Raw genomic sequence first — 18,560 nt, forward strand, 5'->3', positions numbered from 1 at the left:
TCTGTTCTCCTGGATCGGCAAAATCTTTGACCCAGATCAAAAACCTGCTGATCGGCCCGACAACATGGCGTCCTAGGGTGCGCCGGCCGCCGCCGCGGGCACCAGCACCGCCGCGCCGTCGATGCGTCCGTGGCGCAGGTCGTCCAGGGCCGTGTTGGCGGCCGCCAGCGGGTAGCAGCTCACCGCGGTGGCCACCTCGCCGTGATTGACTTGGCGCAAGAACTCCTCGCCGTCGGCCCGCGTCAGGTTCGCCACCGAACGCAGGCAGCGCTCGCCCCACAGCAGCGCATAGGGAAAGGACGGGATGTCGCTCATGTGGATGCCGGCGCAGACCACGATCCCGCCCTTGCGGCTGGCCGCCAGCGCCTGCGGCACCAGCTCCCCTGCGGGAGCGAACAGGATCGCCGCGTCCAGCGGGGCCGGCGGCGCCTGGCCGGCGCTACCGGCCCAGCTGGCGCCGAGCGCCCGCGCGAACGCCTGCGAGCGCAGGTCGCCGGCACGGGTGAAGGCAAGCACCTCGCGCCCCTGGTGCAGCGCCAGCTGGGCGATCAGGTGGGCGGCCGCGCCGAAGCCGTACAGCCCGAGCCGCTGCGCGCCGGCGGTCATGGCATAGGCGCGGTAGCCGATCAGGCCTGCGCACAGCAGCGGGGCGGCATGCGGATCGTCGTAGGCGTCCGGCAGCGCAAAGCAGTAGCGCTCGTCGGCCAGCGTGTAGTCGGCGAAGCCGCCATGGCGGTCGTAACCGGTGAACACGGCGCGCTCGCACAGATTCTCGCGTCCCGCCCTGCAGTAGGAACAGCTGCCGCAACTGCCGCCGAGCCAGGGCACGCCGACCCGCTGGCCCGGCCGGAAGCGTCCCGCCTGCGGCCCGCCTCCCACCACCCGGCCGACGATTTCATGGCCGGGAATCAGGGGCTGCAGATGCGGCGCCAGCTCGCCGTCGACGATGTGCAGGTCGGTGCGGCATACGGCGCAGGCCGTCACCTGGATCAGGATGTCGCGCCCCTGCGGCTGCGGCACCGGCAGCGTCGCCGGGCGCAGCGGCCGGCCGGGTGCGTCGAGCAGCATGGCGCTCATCTGCGTGCTCAGGGGCATGGTGGGATCCATGGGCGTCAGCTTACGCCTCCGGCGCCACGGCGCACAAGCGGAACCTGCATATCAGGATTGCAGGAATGGCGATTGCTCCGCCCAATCCCGCCATCTACATTGCCTTTTCCACTTTGAAACACACAACAAGGAGACAATGTGATCGACGCCGAAAAAGGCCCATGGAAATACCTGGTGATGTGGCTGCGCTTCTATTATGCGATCCACTTCCTGAAATCCGGCATCAACTACGCCGTGTTCGGCGTGATCCCGGACTTCAGCAAGGCGGGCGCGGTCGGCCCCTACCTCGCCGAGATGAACAACATCGGTTTCTACCCCTTCATCAAGTACCTGGAAATCGTGCTGGGATCGATGCTGCTGTTCAATATCCTGGCGCCGCTGGCGTTGGCGGTCATGGCCGGCATCGCCTTCCAGATCGTCTACCTGAACCTGTTCGTCTCGCCCCATCCGCGCCAGCTGTTTACCGGCACGCAGGAGCTGCTGCTGTGCGGCCTGCTGATTCTCGCCTACGGCAAGAGCTACGCCGGGCTGCTGCGCGTGAAAGCGCAGCCGGCCTTCCCCTGGTCCAGATAGACCGCCCTGTACATACTGGAAGGATGCATGCATGAACAACACAGCAAGCACGAAGGACTTCGTCGCGGTCATCGCGACGGCACTGGCCTGGACCCTCGTGGTCATGGCGTTTTCCACCACGATGGGCTCGCGCCCGCTGCGGATCTACGACTGGGGGCCACCGGTGTTCGCCTGCATCCTGACCCTGGCGTTCATGGTCAGGGACAGGCTGGCGCGCCGGAACGGCGGCTGAACCAGGCGCCGGCCTGCCCGGGCAGGCCGGCCTGCTTCATTTCGGCGGCTGCAGCTGCGCGCATAGCGCGCCCACGGCAAGCATGCCGCCCACGATCCAGAACACCACCTGCGTCCCGCCTGCCGAACCGATCGCTCCAACCGTGACCGGCAACAGCGTCTGGCTCGCGTTGGCCAGCATCGAGCGGATGCCGATCGCCTCGCCGCCGCGGCCGGGCGGCGCGGCCTGCCCGATGGCGCTCATGATGGTCGGCAGCGCGCAGCCGAGCGCCAGGCCGAGGACGAAGGCCGCGGCCAGCAGCAGCGGCAGGCTGCGCACCAGCGGAAAGCCCAGGTAGACCGCGGCCGCCACCGTAAGCGCGCCGCCCAGCACCTGCCACGCCGACCACCGGCGCGCCAGCGCGGGCGTGAACAGGCGCACCACGAAGGTCCCGGCCCCGAAGGCGCCCATCGCCAGGCCGATGCGCGATGCCGGCAGCCCGATGGCGTTGCCGTGCACCGGCATCATGAAGGCGAACAGGTCCCAGCCCATCGACAGCAGCGCGCTGACGAGCAGCACCGCGCGCAGCGGCGGGTGGCGCAGCAGGTCGATGACGCGCGCCCTGCCCTGCGCCCGCCCTGGCGCGTGCGGCTGCGCCATGCCGCCGGCCGCGCGGGCCAGCGCGCACAGCGCCAGCAAGGGCAAGGTGGCCAGGGCGAGGAAGGTCCAGGCGGCCCCCGCCAGGTCGAGCAGGAAGCCGGCGATGACCGGGCCGGCGATGGTGGAGGTGGAATTCCCGAGCGCCAGCAGCGCGTAGGCGCGCGGGTGCAGGGCGGGCGCGCAGCCTGCCGCCACCGCATTGTGGAGGGCCACGTGCACCAGCATGAAGCCGCTGCCCAGCAGCACCGCGCTCGCGCCCAGCATGCCGAGCGAAGGCAGCAGGGCCAGCAGCAACCCCGCTTCCAGCAACAGCAGCGCGAGCAGCGTCGGCCGCAGCGTGCCGCGCCGGTCGGTCCAGCGCCCCGCATGCACGGACAGCAGCATCGGCACCAGCGCCAGCAGGCTGACCACCAGGCCCACCTGCAGCGACGTCGCACCGAGCCGGATGGCGGACAGGGTCAGGGCCACGCGCCCGCCGGCGAAGGCCGTGTGCGCCAGCACCATCAGCGCGACCAGCGCCCGCAGCTTCATGGATCCTCAGGCCGGCGCCGCGGCGCCGCGCGTGCGTTCGACCGGCGCGGCCTGGAAGCGCATCGAGAAGTCGATCGCCCGAATGTCCTTGATCAGGGCGCCCACCGAGATCCGGTCGACGCCGGTCTCGGCCAGCTCGCGCAGGCGCGCCAGGGTGACGCCGCCCGACACTTCCAGGCTGCAGCGCCCGGCCGCCATCCGCACCGCGCTGCGGATCCGCTCGATCGGCATATTGTCGAGCAAGACCATGGCGACGCCGGCCTGCAGGGCTTCCTCGAGCTGGTCCAGGGTCTCGACTTCGACCTGGATGAAGCGCGCCTGTGCGCCGTGGCGCCTGGCTGCGGCGAAGGCGGCGCCCAGGCCGCCGGCCGCCGCGATGTGGTTTTCCTTGATCAGGATGGCGTCGTACAGGCCCATGCGGTGGTTGCGCCCGCCGCCGCAGCGCACCGCATACTTCTGGGCCACGCGCAGGCCGGGAATGGTCTTGCGCGTGTCCAGGATCGCGGCCCCGGTGCCGGCCACCGCCGCGACGTGCAGGGCGGTGCTGGTCGCCACCGCGCTCAGCGTCTGCAGGAAGTTCAGGCAAGTGCGCTCGGCCGTCAACAGGCCGCGCGCCGGCCCCGTGAATTCGACGACGGTCTGGCCGGGCGTGCAGCGCCCGCCGTCGGCCACGTGCCAGGTGGCGACGGCGGACGGCGCCACCTGCCCGAGCGTCGCCATCACCCACGGCTGCCCGCAGATCACCGCCGCCTCGCGGCAGACGATGCCGGCGCGCGCCGTTTGCCCCTCCGGCACCAGCGCGGCGGTCAGGTCGCCGCTGCCGACGTCTTCCGCCAGCGCGCGCCGGACGTCGGCCTCGACTTGCTGCAGGAATGCGCGGTCCAGGCCGGCGTCCGGGGCCGTCTGCATCAGATCACCACGCCGCGCGGGACCGGAATGCCGTACAGCGAGCCGGCATAGGCCGCGTACACCGGATCGTCGACGTTGCAGGCATGGCCCATGGCCACCGACAGGTCGCGCCAGGTGCGCTGGATCGGATTGCTGACGCGGCTGGCATTGCCGCCGGCGTGCTTGAACACCTCGGCGGCCGCCTCGGCGGCGCGGCGCACCGCCCGCACCTGGTTCACGCGCGCCTTGTACTTCATCTCCCTGGTAACCTTGCCGCCGGCCTGCACCAGCTTGTAGATCTCGCCGACCTCGTTCAGCACGTGCTGGCAGGAGGCGTCGATGTCGGACAGGGCGGCGCCGAGCGAGGCCATGTGGTAGGGGTTCTGGGTCTGCTTGACGCCCATGCGCGAGACCCGGCTGCCGGTGTACTCGGCGAAGTGGTTCACCACGCCGGCGGCGATGCCGAGCGTCGCGGCCGAGATCGCACCCGGGAAGAACAGGTCGAAGGGAATCTGGTACAGCGCGCTGCCCGGACGGTGGCGGCTGGCGTACTCGCAGTCGTTCAGGGCCTGCACGTTATAGGTGCGGTATTCCGGCACGAAGACTTCCTGCACCAGCACGTCCTTGCTGCCGGTGCCCTGCAGGCCCATCACGTTCCAGGAATCCTGCAGGATCTCGTAGTCGGCGCGCGGCAGCACGAAATGGGTCAGCACGGTGAACTCGCCGGCCGGACCGTCGGGGCTTTCCGCCAGGCCGCCCAGCACCGCCCACTTGCAATGGTCGGTGCCCGAGGAGAACGGCCACTGGCCGCTCAGGATGTAGCCGCCCTCGACGCGACGGGCGCGGCCGATCGGGGCATAGGGCGAGGCGGTCCAGGTGTCGTGGTCGTCGCCCCAGACTTCTTCCTGCATGCGCGGGTCGCCCTGGCCGAACTGGAACGGGTGCACGCCCACCACCGAACCGACCCAGCCCAGCGACGAGGCCTTGGAGGCCAGTTCGATGACGGCCTGGTAGAACTCGCGCGGGTCGGCTTCGAAGCCGCCGTACTGCTTCGGCTGCAGCATGCGCACCAGGCCGCTATCGCGGATCAGGCGCGCGCCTTCGTCCGTCACGCGGCCCAGTTCGATGCTGGGGAGTTCTTCCTGGATGAAGCTGTCGATGTTGCCAATGATGGTTTCTCGTACCGGATGCATGTTGCACTCCTTGAATTCTAGGTCTTGCGAAAGGTGTGGGGGGCGGATCGGGGCGTCAGGCCTCGTCCAGCTTCAGGGCGGTCAGTTCCGCGTGCTGGCGGCGGTGGCCCCAGCTGCTCGGCTTGTCGTAGGTGCGCGGGGTCCACAGGTCGGGGTTCACGTCCAGTCCTCCCCAGCCGTACTCGAGGCGGAAGCCCGACGGCGTGTACATGTAGAACGAGAACATCTGGTCGTTGCTGTGCTTGCCCAGGGTGGTGGTGATCGGGATCTCGCGCTGCAGGCACATGTCGTGGGCGGTGCCGACGTCGTCGATCGCGTTCACCTCGATCATCAGGTGCAGGAAGGCCACCTCGCGGGTCGGCAGCGCGCTGATCGCCAGCGAGTGGTGGCGGCCGTTCAGGTGGTAGAAGTGCGCCACCAGCGGACCGTCGCGCACCGTATCCGACGGGTGGAAGCCCATCACGTCGCGGTAGAAGCGATCGCCCTGGTCCAGGTCCTTCACGGCCAGCACCACGTGGCCCAGGCCCTGGTCGGCGGTGCGAAAGCCCGAGACCGCGCGGCCCGGACGGAAGGCGACCACGGTATGGTGCAGGCCCCAGCTCAGCTCATGGCGGAAGCCGGAAGGGTCCTTGAACCAGTAGAAGCCCTCCACCTTGCGCTCGGCGCATTCGTCCGCGCCGGCGCGGCAAGCCTCGATGCCGTGGGCGCTCGCGCGCCCGGCCACCGCCTTGGCGGCGGCTTCGTCCTGCACGCTCCAGCCAATGTAGGCGACGGCATTGCGCTCGCCCGGATGGATGACGATACGCTGGGCCACTTCGTCCAGGCGCAGGCGCACCGCGCCGTCCGGACCGTGGCCGGCCACCTGCAGGCCCAGTACCTCGGGGCCGAAGCGTTCCCATTCCTGGTAGTCGGGGGACCGCACGCCCAGATAGGCAAGCGATTTGATCATTCGCTGTCTCCTTGTTTTATTGATTCCACGTTCTGGAATATTCGTTCAAGCCGGGCGCAATCCGCCCCGGCTTTGTTTCCGTGCTCAGGCGGCCTGGCGCACCGCCACCGGATTGCCTTCGATGAAGGAATCGATCACGCGGTTGAATTCGTCGGTGTGCTCGAGCTGGACCCAGTGGCCGCAGCGGTTGACGATGTAGATGCGCGAGTTCGAGATCATGCGCGCCAGCACCAGGGCCGAACTGAAGTGCACGGTGCGGTCGTCGCGGCCGTGCATCAGCAGGGTCGGGGCGGTGATGGTGGGCACGCGCTGCGTGTCCAGCTTGACCATCGGCTTGCCGTGGCCGCTCTTCCAGCCGGCGATGTGGTCGGGGCGCGCCAGGGCGGCCTTGACGCGCTCGGCCAGCAGCTCGTCGGTCACGTGGCGGGTGTCGAAGGCCATGCCTTCGACGAATTTGCGCATGGTCTCGATCGAGGGATTGAAGTAGGCCGCCTCCAGCGCCTTGACGCCTTCGCTCAGGCCGGCCGCATCGAAGATGCCCGGCACGCCGGCCGAGGAACCCATGGTGACCAGGTGCGAGACCAGTTCCGGGCGCTCGTAGGCCAGGCGGATGCAGGACGAACCGCCCATCGAGTTGCCCACGAAGGCGGCCTGGCCGATGCCCAGCGCTTCCAGGAATTCGGCCAGGGCGCCGCTGTTGTCGCGCTGGTCGTAGGTGACGGCCTGCGACTTGCCCCAGCCGGGCAGGTCGACCGCCAGCACGCGGTACTTGCGCGCCAGCGTCGCGATGTTGGGGTTGTAGTTGCTCCAGGCCGAGGCGCCCGGGCCGCCGCCGTGCACCAGCACCAGCGGATGGCCCTGCCCCGCCTCGTGGTAGTGGATGTCCCAGTTCCTGGTCTTGATGCGCTTGCTGGTGTTTTCTTCGGTCACGATCGCCACGTCTTCCTCCATTCGTCTTCAGGTTAGCTTGCCTTCCGCACGCCGCACAGATGCCGGCCGCGCAGTGGTCGAGACATATTAGCTGAATCCACGTTCTAGAATCAACATTTTATTTTCACCAAAAAAATGGCCGGCGATCGCTGGGCGATGCCGGCCTGGGTAGCGCCAGGATGAGCGCGCGGGCGCCGCGTTCAAGCCTTGGCCGCGGCCGCCTCGGGCTTGCGGCGCTTGCGGGCCGCGCCCTGCTGCGCCGGCAGTTGGGCCTCGGCCTGCTCGACCAGGTGCGCCAGGCTGGACGCCAGCATCGGCCGGAAAGCGTGGATGGTTTCGCCGGAAGCGCCGGCGATCGCGTTCCCATCCTGCAGGGCCAGGGTGAAGCCGCTCAGGCGGTCGGGCAGGCCGGGATCGTGGGCCAGCAGGGCTTGCGGCAGGGTCTTGCACCACCAGGACGCGAACTCCGCGCGCTGGAGTTGGCGGATGTGCAGGAAGCGCTCGCGCGCCACCTGCTCGCGCACCGATTTCTCCACGCTCAGGATCACGCCCAGGCGCCAGAAGTCGGCGGCGTCGTACTGGCGCTCGGCGTCGACGTTGCCGAACAGGCGGTCGATGTGCTGGCCGAAGCTTTCGCCCGGCAGCGGCTGCAAGGTGCTGGCCACCTGGCTGTGCCAGCGCGCATAGCTGGTCTCGATCAGGGCCGCCAGCAGCAGGTCCTTGTTCTCGAAATGCCAGTACACGCTCCCCACCGGCAGCTCGGCCTTCTTGGCCACCTTGGCCATGGTCGCGCCGCTGTAGCCCTCGTCGCGGATCACCTCGAACGCGGCGTCGAGGATGCGCTCGCGCGAGGCGGCGCTGGTGCGGTGTTCTCCGGAACGGCGGGGACGGTCGATCATGGACATAGGCAGTGGCACTCGGCTGACGGGAAAGAAAAAATGGTAACACGGGAGATTGCGAAATGACCACCGCCGGCAGCACCCCGTCGCACCCTGCGCCGGCCCGGATGCCACGAGCTATGCGGCTTTGCGCATGTTTTCCGCGGCCTATGCGGCGCACGCATAGCTGAAATGACCGTTCTCGCGTTGTTCGCCTGTGCGCGATCACAAAAAATAGCGTCATACACCTGTCAAGGAAACACATGAACAAACTGCAGCTCTCCGTGGCCATCGGCAACTACGACCGATGCCGCCCCCTGATCGACGGCGCCGTCCAGATCGATGGCGTCGATCCCGTCTTCATGACCTTGTCGCCCGAGGAGATCTTCTTCCGCGCCTTCCGCGCCGAGGAATTCGACATCTGCGAGCTGTCGCTCTCCAGTTCCACGGTCAAGGCGGCCGCCGGTACCCTGCCCTACGTCGGGGTGCCGGTGTTCCTGTCGCGCGCCTTCCGCCACACCGCGATCTACGTGCGCACCGACCGCATCAAGCGCCCCGAGGACCTGCGCGGCTGCCGCATCGGCCTGCCGGAGTACCAGCTCACCGCCAACGTGTGGGTGCGCTCGATCCTGCAGGACGACTACGGCATCGCGCCGTCCGACGTGACCTGGGTGCGCGGCGGCATTTCGCACGCGGGCCGGCCGGAGAAGATCAAGCTGGCGCTGCCGCCGGACGTGCGCCTGGTCGATGCGCCCGAGGGCGAGACCATCTCCAGCCTGCTGGCCAAGGGCGAGATCGACGCCTACGTTGCGCCGCGCGCCCCCGACGTGGAACCGGGCACCCCCAACATCGGCTGGCTGTTCCCCGACCCGGTGGCCGCCGCCAAGGATTACTTCCGCCGCACCCGGATCTTCCCGATCATGCACATCCTGGGCGTGCGCCGCACGCTGGCCGAGCGCCATCCCTGGCTGCCGGGCGCCGTGTTCAAGGCCTTCAACCAGTCCAAGCACGTGGCGCTCGAACACCTGGGCGAAACCTCGGCCACCAAGATCACCCTGCCCTTCGCCGAAGAGCGCCTGAAGGAAGCGCGTGAGCTGATGGGAGAAGACTTCTGGTCTTACGGCATCGAGGAAAACCGCCACGTGCTCGAGAAATTCTTCGACCACCACCACCGCCAGGGCCTGTCGGCGCGCCGCGTGACGCCCGAAGACCTGTTCCATCCGGGTACCTTCGAATCCTTCAAGCTGTAAGGAGCCAGCCATGAGCGAATCCGTCCGCGACCCCTACCCGATCTGGCACGCCGCCCACCTGGCGCCGCTGTGGGACAGCCCGAACGCCCACAAGCCGCCGCCTCCGCCCGCCGGCGCCCACATCTGGCGCTGGGCAGACACCCGCCCGCTGGTCGACCTGGCCTTCCAGGAAACCTCGCCGGCCGCGGTGCAGCGCCGCGTGCTGCAGATGCTCAGCCCGCACGCCGCCTCGCTGGCCGACGAGTTCACCTGCGGCAGCGTGCTGGCCGCCCTGCAATGCCTGCTGCCGGGAGAAACCGCGCGTCCGCACCGCCACACCATGAACGCGCTGCGCTTCCTGCTGGAAGGCGCCGGCGCCGTGACCCTGGTGGACGGCAAGGAATGCCCGATGGCCTTCGGCGACCTGGTGCTCACGCCCGGCATGTGCTGGCACGAGCACCGCCACGACGGCAGCGAACCGGTCGTGTGGCTCGACGTGCTGGACGTGCCGCTGCACCAGCACCTGGGCACCGTGGTGTTCCAGCCGGGCCCGATCGGCGCGCCGCCGATCACCATGCCGGACGCCGCCTTTGCGTCGCCCAACATCGTCCCCGAACAGATCCTTGGGCGGCGCGACCATTCGCCGGTGTTCCGCTACCCCTACGCGGATGCGGTGCGCGCGCTGCAGCACGCGCCGCGCTCGCCCGACGGCGCGCGCCGGGTGCGCTACGTGAATCCGCTCGACGGCCAGGGCGCCATGCCGATGCTCGATACCGCCATGCTGCAACTGGACGCCGGCGTTCCCACCCTGCCGCTGCGCAGCAACGCCAACCTGGTCTGCACCGTGGTCGAAGGCCATGGCGAAACCCGGGTCGGCGAGCAGTGCATCGCCTGGGGCCCGCGCGACACCTTCACGCTGCCGCAGCACAACTGGGTCTCGCACCACAGCGAGGGCGGTGCGCGCCTGTTCGTCGTGTCCGATGCCGACGTGCTGCGCCGCCTCGGCCTGCTGAAGGAAGAGATCCAGGCAGCCGCCTGACCCGTTTCACTGAAAGAGAGCATCATGAAAATCTGCTGGTTCAATCAAACACAACTGGGCGCCGTCGTCGACGGCCGGGTCTACGACGTGAGCGCGGCCCTGCAGGCCCTGCCGCCGGTGCGCTACCCGGCCGCGCCCGGCGACCTGCTGCTGGCCAACCTCGACCTGGTCCGGGTCGCCATCAACCAGCTGCTGCCGTCCGCCGCCTCCATTCCCGTCGAGAAGGCGCACTTCCTGAGCCCGGTGGCCAACCCAGGCAAGATCATCGGCGTGCCGGTCAACTACGCCGACCACGTGGCCGAGGCGAATGCCGACCAGGCCACCTTCACCGACCGCTACAAGGGCGAAGTGCGCGAGCAGGGCCTGTTCCTGAAGGCCGCCAGCAGCCTGGTCGGCCCAAGCGAGGGCGTGGCCCTGCGCTTCCCGCAGCGCCTGTCGCACCACGAGATGGAACTGGGCGTCGTGATCGGCAAGACCGCCGCCAATGTGTCAGTCGAGGAGGCGCTGGACTACGTGGCCGGTTACGCGATCGCGCTCGACATGACGGTACGCGGCCCGGAAGACCGCTCGCTGCGCAAGTCGGTCGACAGCTATGCGGTGCTGGGCCCCTGGCTGGTGACGGCCGACGAGGTGGCCGACGCCCAGAAGATCGACATCCGCCTGCAGGTCAACGGCGAACTGCGCCAGCAGGCCAACACCGCCGAGATGATCATCGGGATCGCCGAGCAGATCGCCTGGGCCTCCAGCTACTACACCCTGCACCCGGGCGACATCATCATGAGCGGCACCTGCGCCGGCGTCGGTCAGGTGCTGCCGGGCGACGTGATGGACTGCGAGATCGCCGGGATCGGGGCGATGCGGGTCACGGTCCGCGCTGCCCAGGGCTGAGCCATGAACGCTCCCCTGCCCCCATCCGCCGGCGCACGCAACCGGCTGCAGGTGCGCCTGCAATCGGTTGCCTGGGCCACCCGCGACATCCAGGTGTTCGAGTTCGTGTCGCCAAGCGGCGCCACGCTGCCGCCGGCGACGCCCGGCGCCCACGTCGACGTCCACCTCGGCAACGGCATCACCCGCTCCTACTCGCTGCTGCATGCCGAGGCGGCGCCGCAGCGCTACCTGGTCGGCGTCAAGCGCGACCCCAACAGCCGCGGCGGCTCGCGCTACATGCACGAGCAGTTGCGCGTCGGCGCCCTGCTCGAACTGTCCGGGCCGCGCAACCACTTCCCGCTGCTTGAAAACGCCGCGCACACGGTCCTGATCGCCGGCGGCATCGGCATCACCCCGATCCTGTGCATGGCCGAGCGGCTGGATGCGCTCGGCGCGTCCTTCGAGCTGTGGTACGCCGGCCGCGCGCAGGCCGACCTGGCCTTCCTGCCGGCGCTGGCGCGCTTCGGCACGCGCGTGCACCTGCACGCCGACGAGGACGCCGCTGCGGTGCTCGACCTGGCCGCCATCGTCGCGGCCGCGCCGGCGGGCAGCCACTTCTATTGCTGCGGCCCGGCGCCGATGCTGGCCGCCTATGAAGCCGCCACCGCCGCGCGCCCGCCCGGCACGGTGCACCTGGAGCGCTTCGGCGCCAGCCAGCCTCCGGCAAGCGGCGGCGACGGCTTCGTGGTGCAGCTGGCCAGGCGCGGCGTCGAGCTGCGCGTTCCGGCCGGCGCCACCATCCTGCAGGTGCTGCAGGAAAACGGCGTGGCCGTCGATTCCTCCTGCGAGGCCGGCATCTGCGGCTGCTGCGAGGTCGCCGTACTCGAAGGCGAAGTCGACCACCGCGACGACGTCCTTACCGCCTCCCAGCGCGCGGCCAACACATCGATGATGGTGTGCTGCTCGCGCGCCAAGTCCGAACGCCTGGTGCTCGACCTGTAGCTCCTGTCGGCCGCGATCGCGGCCACGAAACGTGCACTTCCTCCTTTACGCCGGGTCCGCCCGGCGTTTTTTTGTTTGCTTGGTCGCTGTTGTAGGGTGGGCGGCTCCACCCGGCGATCTGCCCAACGGCGGCGCTAATGCCGCCCGCGCGTTCAACTCCCCTGGGCGCAGACGGAGCGGCCGTGCTCCCGCTGTCTGAACGCGCGGTCGGCGCCATCGCTAATAGCTATGTGTACTATCGGGTGGAGCCGACCACCCTACGTTCGGGCAATGCATCCGGCAAAAGAAAAGGCCCGCTGCAAGCAGCGGGCCTTCGTTCACGACGCTTCGTTCAGGACGCTCAGTTCACCCCGAGCTTGCCCGCATCGACGGCCGGCAGCGCGCCGCGCGCCTCGCGTTCGGCTTCGCGCGCCTCTTCCGTGCCGGCGGTGTACACCGGCAGCTCCTGGTCGAAGCGCTCGGCGCTGAAGAAGTAGGCGATCGCGCTCACGACGCACAGGCCGCCGAAGAACAGCGCCACCAGCACCGGATCGGTGCCGCCGCGCATGGCCAGCAGGCCGGAGGCGATCATCGGCGCCAGGCCCGAGCCCAGGGTCGAGGCGATCTGGAAAGTCACCGCGATGCCACTGTAGCGCACGTCGGCCGCGAACTTCTCGCCCATCCAGGTGTTCACCGGGCCGCCCAGCATCGCCTGCACCACCGGCAGGGCCAGCACCAGGGCCAGGATCAGGGCGCCCAGGCTGCCCTGGTTCACCAGCAGGAAGATCGGCCAGGTCAGCACCGCGCCCAGGATCGCGCCGGTGATCAGGAGCGGACGGCGGCCGAGGCGGTCGGACAGCGCGCCGAAGCACGGCATGGTGAAGATGTGCAGGAAGTTCGCCACCGTCATGGCCAGCAGCGAATCGGTGCGGCTGTGACCCACGCTGACCGCGTAGTTGAGCAGGAAGGCCGCGCCGAAGGTGGCGAAGGCCAGCGGCGCCAGGCCGCCGATCACGCCCGACAGCACCTGGGCGCGGTTGTGGCGGAACACCGTCACCACCGGCAGCACGCTGACTTTCTTGCCGGCGGCCAGGCGCTTCTTGCGCGCTTCCTCGAATTCCGGGGTCTCCTCGAGCTTCATGCGGATCACGATGCCCAGCACCAGCAGCAGCGCGCTGAGCAGGAAGGGCACGCGCCAGCCCCAGGCCAGGAAGTCTTCGTTCGGCAGCTTGGAAAAGCCCATCATCACCATGGTGCCCAGCAGCGCGCCGCTGGGACCGCCCGAGGCGACGATCGAGACCGCCAGCCCGCGTCCCTTGGGCTTGGCGTGCTCCATCGACATCAGGGTCGCGCCGCCCCACTCGCCGCCGATGGCGAAGCCCTGCACCAGGCGCAGCACCACTAGCAGCACCGGCGCCATCACGCCGATTTGCTGGTAGCTCGGCAACAAGCCGATCAGCACGCTGGCGCCGCCCATCATCATGAGGGTGATCATCAGGATCTTCTTGCGTCCCAGCCGGTCGCCGTAGTGGCCGAACACCACCGCGCCCAGCGGACGCGCGAAGTAGCCGGCCGCCAGCGTGGCGAATGCCGACATGGTGCCCAGCATCGGGTCCATGCTCACAAAGAAGATATGCGGGAAGACCAGCGCTGCGGCAACGCCGTACAGCAGGAAGTCGTAGTACTCGAGCGTGGTGCCGAGGTAGCTCGCGATGACGGCGCGGCGCCGGCTCTTGGCCATGTCGGCCTGGGTGGTGTGGTCAGCCATGAATGTTCCGCCTCAGATAGGATCGTGAATGGATCGTGCGTTGGTCGATATCGCCGGTGCGCGGGGCGCGTCCGGCGTCAACGGCGGGCCTTGCCGGCGTCCTGCTCCGGCGCGTCGAAGATCGAGGGCAGCATCTTGAAATCGGACAGCTTGCCCATCGGCGCACGCATCCTGAGCATCGGCAGGTAGTAGCGGATATGGGCCAGCAGCAGGATCACGTTCATGTACAGGCACCACACCGCCATGTAGGTGCTGACGATGCGGTCATAACGCATGTTCAGCGCGATCGAGTTGTGGAACACCATGTAGGACACCGGCAGGGCCACCGCCAGCGCCAGCGGCACGAACACGTTGAACACCAGGCACAGGCCGACCAGCAGCTCGACCGTCTTGACGATGTCGAACAGGCCGACTTCGAGCAGCGAGGCGAGCATCACGTTCGAAGGATGCAGGTTGCCCAGCGGCTGGGGGAAGATCGGCGGATAGCCGAATACCGACAGCAGGTGGCTGGCGCCGCTGACGATCATCCAGGCGCCCAGCATGATGCGGAAGAAGGTCAGTACGAGCTTGCCGACGAACCAGATGTCGAGCTTGTTGGGGGTAGCGGTGTCGGTAGGGACACGGGTTGTGACTGCCATGATGCTTGTCTCCGTTGCGGTTGTTGTAGCCGGCTCAGCCCGGGATCGGCTTGAGCCCGAGGTCGACCTGCTTCGCCAGCGTGCTGGCGGCGCACGAGGCGCTGCCCGCGTCCTGGGCGATGGTCTTGCGTCATGCGATGCGCCCGTTCGAGGTGCGGAACATGTCGATCACTTCGCGCGCCCCGGCGTCTGCCCCGCCCTCCACGCAGTGGTGGACCACCACGTTCAGGCCCTCGGCGACCACCTGGCGCACCGTCGACCGGAGCGGCGCCGAGTCGCTGCGGTAGGGCGCGTCCGGCGTCACGTCGACCGTCTTCCTGGTGTAGTACAGGCGGGCCGCTTCGGCCACCTGCCCTTTGCCGTAGGCGGTGTCGATGTAGCCGGCCACGACTTCGCGCGGCATCTTGCCCACGCCGGGGCCGTTGTCGCCGTACCAGCGCGGGTTGGTATGCAGGTCCTGCGCCACGTAGGCGCTCAGCAGCAGGCCGGCCACGATCGAGAGCCGGTTCAGGTTCTTGTCGCTGATCATGCGCCTTGCCTCCTGCCGGCGGGCGCCGATTGCTGGGTTGTCTGTTCCTTGTTCACGCGGATGTCTCCTGTCCTGAAATGTTTTTATGGTGGGTGAAATGGTCGACGCTTGCCCCGGCGCCCGCTAGCGCGCGCTGGGATGCGCCTGGTAGAGTTTCCACAGCGCCGGGCTGTGCTGGGCTAAGCGGCTGCTGCGCAGCGGCGCCGTGCGCGCGCGCAGCTTGTCCCGCTCCGTGGGGGCGAGTTCATGGATGTCCATGCCGCTGCGCGCCAGTTGGGCCATGGCCTGGCGCGCCTGCGCGCGTGCAGCGTCGCGCTGGAAGCGGCCGGCCTCGCGCGCCGCCCCCGCCACGAGGGCCTGGTGCGCCGGATCGAGGCCGCGCCAGGCGCCCCGGTTCGCCACCAGCACCAGCGCGCCATACGAATGATTGGTGATGCTCAGCGAAGCCTGCAGCTCGTGCAGGCCGCCTGCCAGGATCTGCGAAATGAAGTTGTCCTGGGCCGCGACGCGGCCGCTGCGCAGGGCGTCGTGCACGTCGGCGAAGGCCAGCGGCACCGGCTCGGCGCCCATGGCGCGCGCGGTGTCGACGAAGACCGGCGCGTCGATCACCCGCATCCTGAGACCGCGCAGCGCATCGGCGCTGCGGATCGGCGCGCCCGTGCTGGTGATCTGGCGGAAGCCGTTTTCCCACCAGGCCAGCCCGACCAGGCCAGCGCCGCGGGCTTGCCCCAGTTGCGCCAGTTGCGCCAACAAGGCATCGCCGAAGACGCCGTCGAGCAAGGCATCGGCCTGGGCGTGGTCCTGCACCAGATAGGGCAAGTCGAGCAGCGCGAAATCGGGTGCGAGCGGCGCCAGGCCGGTAGCGGCGACCAGCATCAGGGCCGGGGCCCCGGGCGCGCCCGCCTGCAGCGCGGCGATCTGCTGCGCCGGCGTGCCGGGCAGCGCATCGGCACGTAGCACGACGCGCAGGCGCCCGCCGCTGCCCGCCTCCACCAGCTCGGCGAAGCGGCGCATGCCCTGGCGCACCGGGTGATCCTCGGCCAGGTAGCTGCGGTAGTCGGCGATTGCAAGTTCGCGCACGGAAGCTTGCGCGCCTTGTACCGCACCCGCAGGACCCGGGGCAGCGGCGGCGGCAGCTGCTCCCAGCAGGCCGGCGCCGCACAGCGCGAGCGTGCGCGCGGCCGAGGCAGCACGCCTGAAAAGTGTCACCAGCATGAATCCAGCCTTAATATTGCTTCTGGAGATTATCATACCTACCCCTTCTGCATACAATGCTGCAGTCGAAATGTCTGCTATGTGCGCGGCGCATAACTGGGCGCTACCCGAGGAGCGCTAGCCGATCGCCAGCGCCGCGTTCAACGCCGCCACGTCGGTTTCGGCTTCCAGCTTCCCGTAGCGCGCCATCAGGCGCTCGGCCTGCGGGCGCGGCATGCGCGCCGCGTCGGTACACTCGAACACCTTCGTGCGGTACTCCGCCGCCGTCATCGGGTTCTTCGGGTCGCCCTTGGCGAACCTGACCAGCTTCTCGTGGGTCCGGCCGGCGCGGGTCGTGATTTCCAGGCGCACGAAACCGGGACCGCCGTCGGGACGCACCAGGCCCTTGTCTTCCACCGTCGTCATGCGCGCCGCCAGGGCAAGCAGGTCGGCACGCTGCAGGGCGGCTTCGCTGAAGTGGCGCAGGCCGACGTCGCGGTCCTGGATCGCCGCCGCCACCATCCACGGATTGCTGAACTGGGCCTCGACGATGCTCTGCGGCCGGCGCTTCTTCTCGATCGGGGCGCCGAGCAGCATCATCTCGGCCGGCGGGCTGTAGATCGTGACCGCCGCCACGTCGTCGGGGCGGATGCCGTGGGTCCGGACCAGGTCGAGCGCGCCGTCGATCGCCACGTGCCCGCCGCGGCAGGACGGATAGGGCTTCGGTGCGATGTCGACGCCGGCGAAGCGGGCGCCGAGTCCGTCCAGCAGCGCCTCTTCCGAGTACTTGCCGCCGTGGTACTGCTTGAACAGGCCCTTGACGCCCTGCAGCACCCGGTCGGAACCGATCACGCCCTGCTGCGCCAGGCGCGCCGACAGGATGCCGCCGTAGGCGGCGAAGCCGGAGCCGAGGCGCTTGGCGTGGGTGCCGTCGACGCTGGCCTGGGCATTGCCCGACAACTGGTGGTAGGCCAGGCCGACCGCGGACACGGCCTGGGCGCGCGTCAGGCCCAACAGGCGCGCCGCCACCATCGCGGCGGCCAGGTGGCCGTACATCGGGGTCGGGTCCCAGCCCACGATGAAGGGCGAGACCCCGGGCGAGCCGGCGCGCGACAGGCGGCAGGCGGCGTCGGTGCCGGCCGCCACCGCGGCGATCAGCTCGCGTCCGTCGACCTTGCGGCCGGCGGCGCCGACCAGGTCGGCCACCGCCAGCGCCACCGGGATGGTGACGCAGGAGGCATGCAGCAGCGAGGGCTCGTAGGTGTCGTCGAATTCCAGCGCCGCGGCCATGGCCGCATTCAGGCGCGCCGCCGCTTCGGCCGGCAGGCGGGTGCGGGTGCCCAGCACCAGGCTTTCGCCCTTGCCGCCGCTGTTGCGGCTCCAGGCGTGCAGCTGGCGGATGCCGTCGGCGTCGAGCGCCGGCAGCGTCACCGCCACAGTGTCGAGAATCTGGGTGCGGGTCGCCGCCACCACCTCGGGCGGCAGCGCCTCGTAGCGGGTGTCCAGGCAGTGCGCCACCAGGGCGTGGATGGCGTCCAGGGGTGGCATCGGCATGGCAGCGGCGCCAGGCGTTCCCGCGGCCTGTCCGGCCTCCAGGAAGGCCCAGGCCGGGGCCGAGGCCATCAGGGCCGACAGCCCGACAAATTTCCTGCGGCTCGTTTGCATCGTCGTCTCCTTGTTGTCGTTTTCGTGAGCGCGCGCTTAGTGTTCGCGCTTGCGGTCACGCACCAGCATCCAGGCCAGTCCGCCCCATGACGCCGCGAAGGCGACCAGGTCGTAGTTGCGGATCGGGCGGAACTCGGCGTAGAACAGGCCGGTCGAGCCGATATAGGCGGCGGCGGTCAGGAACAGGCAGGCGACGACGGCAATCCAGTGGGTCTTGTTCATCAATGCACCTCTTGGGCGATGGGGTTCGAACGGAGCTTCGGTTCGTCGGCGACGCGGCCGCCGACGATCGGACGATAGGCGCGCGCGCCGGTCCACAGCCACAGCGGCTCGAGTTTCGGGCGCAACACGGCGGCCATCCAGCCACTGTAGGCCAGCAGCAGCACGCCGTTCAGGAACAGCTCCTGCGGTCCGGTGAACAGCTGGCGCGGGGTGGCGACGATGAAGGTGTTCAGCCAGAAGATGTTGACGGTGGCCGGGAACTCCAGGATCAGGCCGAGCAGCGTGAAGCGGTTGGTCAGGATCAGGGCGCCGGTGACGATCTCGAGATACTTGATCATCTGGTACAGGTAGATGTTGGCATTGGCCTGCACCCATTCGCCGCCGACGCCGGGAATCTCGGGCACATAGCCGGTGGCCGCGTAGCGGATGCCGGAGAACAGCAGGTGGGCGCCGAAGTACAGGCGCAGCCAGTGGACGATGTAATACCAGGGTGATTGCTTGGACATGT

At 69.1% G+C, this 18,560-nt stretch carries 20 protein-coding genes; 6 read left to right on the forward strand and 14 right to left on the reverse strand.

All coding sequences use genetic code 11. The features are described 5' to 3' along the window. Positions 1-72 precede the first annotated feature (72 nt). Positions 73-1,095, reverse strand: a complete 1,023-nt coding sequence (locus tag AB3347_RS11165; protein ID WP_369091927.1) for a zinc-dependent alcohol dehydrogenase family protein — start codon at positions 1,093-1,095, stop codon at positions 73-75. Positions 1,096-1,245: 150 nt separating this feature from the next. Between AB3347_RS11165 and AB3347_RS11170 the strand changes: the two genes are divergently transcribed. Beyond that, positions 1,246-1,680, forward strand: coding sequence for a hypothetical protein (locus AB3347_RS11170; protein WP_369091864.1), 435 nt, complete (start codon positions 1,246-1,248; stop codon positions 1,678-1,680). A 31-nt stretch (positions 1,681-1,711) separates the two neighbouring features. Further along, positions 1,712-1,912, forward strand: coding sequence for a hypothetical protein (locus tag AB3347_RS11175; protein WP_369091865.1), 201 nt, complete (start codon positions 1,712-1,714; stop codon positions 1,910-1,912). Positions 1,913-1,948: 36 nt separating this feature from the next. Here the strand turns inward: AB3347_RS11175 and AB3347_RS11180 are convergent, their stop codons facing one another. The 6 genes from AB3347_RS11180 to AB3347_RS11205 all read right to left on the reverse strand — a co-directional run bounded on the left by AB3347_RS11180 (position 1,949) and on the right by AB3347_RS11205 (position 7,941). Continuing rightward, the gene (locus AB3347_RS11180) at positions 1,949-3,082 is read right to left on the reverse strand and encodes an MFS transporter (RefSeq protein WP_369091866.1); all 1,134 of its coding nucleotides are present in this window, start codon (positions 3,080-3,082) and stop codon (positions 1,949-1,951) included. 6 nt (positions 3,083-3,088) lie between these two features. Further along, complete coding sequence (gene nadC, locus AB3347_RS11185) at positions 3,089-3,991, reverse strand: carboxylating nicotinate-nucleotide diphosphorylase (RefSeq protein WP_369091867.1); 903 nt, start codon at positions 3,989-3,991, stop codon at positions 3,089-3,091. Continuing rightward, on the reverse strand, positions 3,991-5,163 hold the full coding sequence (locus AB3347_RS11190; protein ID WP_369091868.1) for a hydroxylase: 1,173 nt from the start codon (positions 5,161-5,163) through the stop codon (positions 3,991-3,993). Before AB3347_RS11190 ends, nadC begins: the two co-directional genes overlap by 1 nt. Before the next feature lie 55 nt (positions 5,164-5,218). Then, complete coding sequence (locus AB3347_RS11195; RefSeq protein ID WP_369091869.1) at positions 5,219-6,112, reverse strand: VOC family protein; 894 nt, start codon at positions 6,110-6,112, stop codon at positions 5,219-5,221. An 84-nt stretch (positions 6,113-6,196) separates the two neighbouring features. Further along, a complete protein-coding gene (locus tag AB3347_RS11200) occupies positions 6,197-7,051 on the reverse strand; it encodes an alpha/beta fold hydrolase (RefSeq protein ID WP_369091870.1) in 855 nt (284 codons plus the stop codon). A 191-nt stretch (positions 7,052-7,242) separates the two neighbouring features. Further along, complete coding sequence (locus AB3347_RS11205) at positions 7,243-7,941, reverse strand: TetR/AcrR family transcriptional regulator (RefSeq protein ID WP_369091871.1); 699 nt, start codon at positions 7,939-7,941, stop codon at positions 7,243-7,245. 242 nt (positions 7,942-8,183) lie between these two features. Between AB3347_RS11205 and AB3347_RS11210 the strand changes: the two genes are divergently transcribed. From AB3347_RS11210 to AB3347_RS11225, 4 genes are read left to right on the forward strand one after another with little or no spacing between them, the layout of a single operon-like run. Then, positions 8,184-9,170, forward strand: coding sequence for an ABC transporter substrate-binding protein (locus AB3347_RS11210; RefSeq protein ID WP_369091872.1), 987 nt, complete (start codon positions 8,184-8,186; stop codon positions 9,168-9,170). Positions 9,171-9,180: 10 nt separating this feature from the next. Then, positions 9,181-10,188, forward strand: coding sequence for a cupin domain-containing protein (locus tag AB3347_RS11215; RefSeq protein WP_369091873.1), 1,008 nt, complete (start codon positions 9,181-9,183; stop codon positions 10,186-10,188). 24 nt (positions 10,189-10,212) lie between these two features. After that, complete coding sequence (locus AB3347_RS11220) at positions 10,213-11,076, forward strand: fumarylacetoacetate hydrolase family protein (protein ID WP_369091874.1); 864 nt, start codon at positions 10,213-10,215, stop codon at positions 11,074-11,076. Positions 11,077-11,079: 3 nt separating this feature from the next. Next, the gene (locus AB3347_RS11225; protein WP_369091875.1) at positions 11,080-12,057 is read left to right on the forward strand and encodes a 2Fe-2S iron-sulfur cluster-binding protein; all 978 of its coding nucleotides are present in this window, start codon (positions 11,080-11,082) and stop codon (positions 12,055-12,057) included. A 340-nt stretch (positions 12,058-12,397) separates the two neighbouring features. Here AB3347_RS11225 and AB3347_RS11230 read toward each other — a convergent pair whose 3' ends face one another. From AB3347_RS11230 to AB3347_RS11260, 7 genes are all read right to left on the reverse strand, one after another. Next, entirely contained in the window at positions 12,398-13,804 is a 1,407-nt protein-coding gene (locus tag AB3347_RS11230) for an MFS transporter (RefSeq protein WP_369091876.1), read from the reverse strand. A 77-nt stretch (positions 13,805-13,881) separates the two neighbouring features. Next, the gene (locus AB3347_RS11235; protein WP_369091877.1) at positions 13,882-14,442 is read right to left on the reverse strand and encodes a DoxX family protein; all 561 of its coding nucleotides are present in this window, start codon (positions 14,440-14,442) and stop codon (positions 13,882-13,884) included. 130 nt (positions 14,443-14,572) lie between these two features. Then, a complete protein-coding gene (locus tag AB3347_RS11240; protein ID WP_369091878.1) occupies positions 14,573-14,971 on the reverse strand; it encodes a hypothetical protein in 399 nt (132 codons plus the stop codon). A gap of 123 nt (positions 14,972-15,094) precedes the next feature. Next, complete coding sequence (locus AB3347_RS11245) at positions 15,095-16,186, reverse strand: DctP family TRAP transporter solute-binding subunit (protein WP_369091879.1); 1,092 nt, start codon at positions 16,184-16,186, stop codon at positions 15,095-15,097. A 117-nt stretch (positions 16,187-16,303) separates the two neighbouring features. Further along, a complete protein-coding gene (locus AB3347_RS11250; protein WP_369091880.1) occupies positions 16,304-17,830 on the reverse strand; it encodes an MmgE/PrpD family protein in 1,527 nt (508 codons plus the stop codon). Positions 17,831-17,866: 36 nt separating this feature from the next. Next, positions 17,867-18,052 (reverse strand): hypothetical protein, encoded by a 186-nt coding sequence (locus AB3347_RS11255; RefSeq protein WP_369091881.1) that lies wholly within the window; start codon positions 18,050-18,052, stop codon positions 17,867-17,869. Next, the gene (locus tag AB3347_RS11260; RefSeq protein ID WP_369091882.1) at positions 18,052-18,558 is read right to left on the reverse strand and encodes a hypothetical protein; all 507 of its coding nucleotides are present in this window, start codon (positions 18,556-18,558) and stop codon (positions 18,052-18,054) included. The genes AB3347_RS11255 and AB3347_RS11260 overlap by 1 nt, the downstream gene beginning before the upstream one ends. Positions 18,559-18,560 lie beyond the last annotated feature (2 nt).

Origin of the sequence: Massilia sp. X63, from assembly GCF_041023745.1 — a bacterium.
Taxonomy (GTDB): Bacteria; Pseudomonadota; Gammaproteobacteria; order Burkholderiales; family Burkholderiaceae_D; genus Telluria.

Excerpts from the sequence above, each read along its gene's own strand:
- AB3347_RS11165 (WP_369091927.1), bottom strand. The coding sequence starts at position 1,095 with ATGCCCCTGAGCACGCAGATGAGCGCCATGCTGCTCGACGCACCCGGC.
- AB3347_RS11175 (WP_369091865.1), top strand. The coding sequence starts at position 1,712 with ATGAACAACACAGCAAGCACGAAGGACTTCGTCGCGGTCATCGCGACG.
- AB3347_RS11180 (WP_369091866.1), bottom strand. The coding sequence starts at position 3,082 with ATGAAGCTGCGGGCGCTGGTCGCGCTGATGGTGCTGGCGCACACGGCC.
- nadC (WP_369091867.1), bottom strand. The coding sequence starts at position 3,991 with ATGCAGACGGCCCCGGACGCCGGCCTGGACCGCGCATTCCTGCAGCAA.
- AB3347_RS11190 (WP_369091868.1), bottom strand. The coding sequence starts at position 5,163 with ATGCATCCGGTACGAGAAACCATCATTGGCAACATCGACAGCTTCATC.
- AB3347_RS11195 (WP_369091869.1), bottom strand. The coding sequence starts at position 6,112 with ATGATCAAATCGCTTGCCTATCTGGGCGTGCGGTCCCCCGACTACCAG.
- AB3347_RS11205 (WP_369091871.1), bottom strand. The coding sequence starts at position 7,941 with ATGATCGACCGTCCCCGCCGTTCCGGAGAACACCGCACCAGCGCCGCC.
- AB3347_RS11210 (WP_369091872.1), top strand. The coding sequence starts at position 8,184 with ATGAACAAACTGCAGCTCTCCGTGGCCATCGGCAACTACGACCGATGC.
- AB3347_RS11215 (WP_369091873.1), top strand. The coding sequence starts at position 9,181 with ATGAGCGAATCCGTCCGCGACCCCTACCCGATCTGGCACGCCGCCCAC.
- AB3347_RS11220 (WP_369091874.1), top strand. The coding sequence starts at position 10,213 with ATGAAAATCTGCTGGTTCAATCAAACACAACTGGGCGCCGTCGTCGAC.
- AB3347_RS11225 (WP_369091875.1), top strand. The coding sequence starts at position 11,080 with ATGAACGCTCCCCTGCCCCCATCCGCCGGCGCACGCAACCGGCTGCAG.
- AB3347_RS11230 (WP_369091876.1), bottom strand. The coding sequence starts at position 13,804 with ATGGCTGACCACACCACCCAGGCCGACATGGCCAAGAGCCGGCGCCGC.
- AB3347_RS11235 (WP_369091877.1), bottom strand. The coding sequence starts at position 14,442 with ATGGCAGTCACAACCCGTGTCCCTACCGACACCGCTACCCCCAACAAG.
- AB3347_RS11240 (WP_369091878.1), bottom strand. The coding sequence starts at position 14,971 with ATGATCAGCGACAAGAACCTGAACCGGCTCTCGATCGTGGCCGGCCTG.
- AB3347_RS11245 (WP_369091879.1), bottom strand. The coding sequence starts at position 16,186 with ATGCTGGTGACACTTTTCAGGCGTGCTGCCTCGGCCGCGCGCACGCTC.
- AB3347_RS11250 (WP_369091880.1), bottom strand. The coding sequence starts at position 17,830 with ATGCAAACGAGCCGCAGGAAATTTGTCGGGCTGTCGGCCCTGATGGCC.
- AB3347_RS11255 (WP_369091881.1), bottom strand. The coding sequence starts at position 18,052 with ATGAACAAGACCCACTGGATTGCCGTCGTCGCCTGCCTGTTCCTGACC.
- AB3347_RS11260 (WP_369091882.1), bottom strand. The coding sequence starts at position 18,558 with ATGTCCAAGCAATCACCCTGGTATTACATCGTCCACTGGCTGCGCCTG.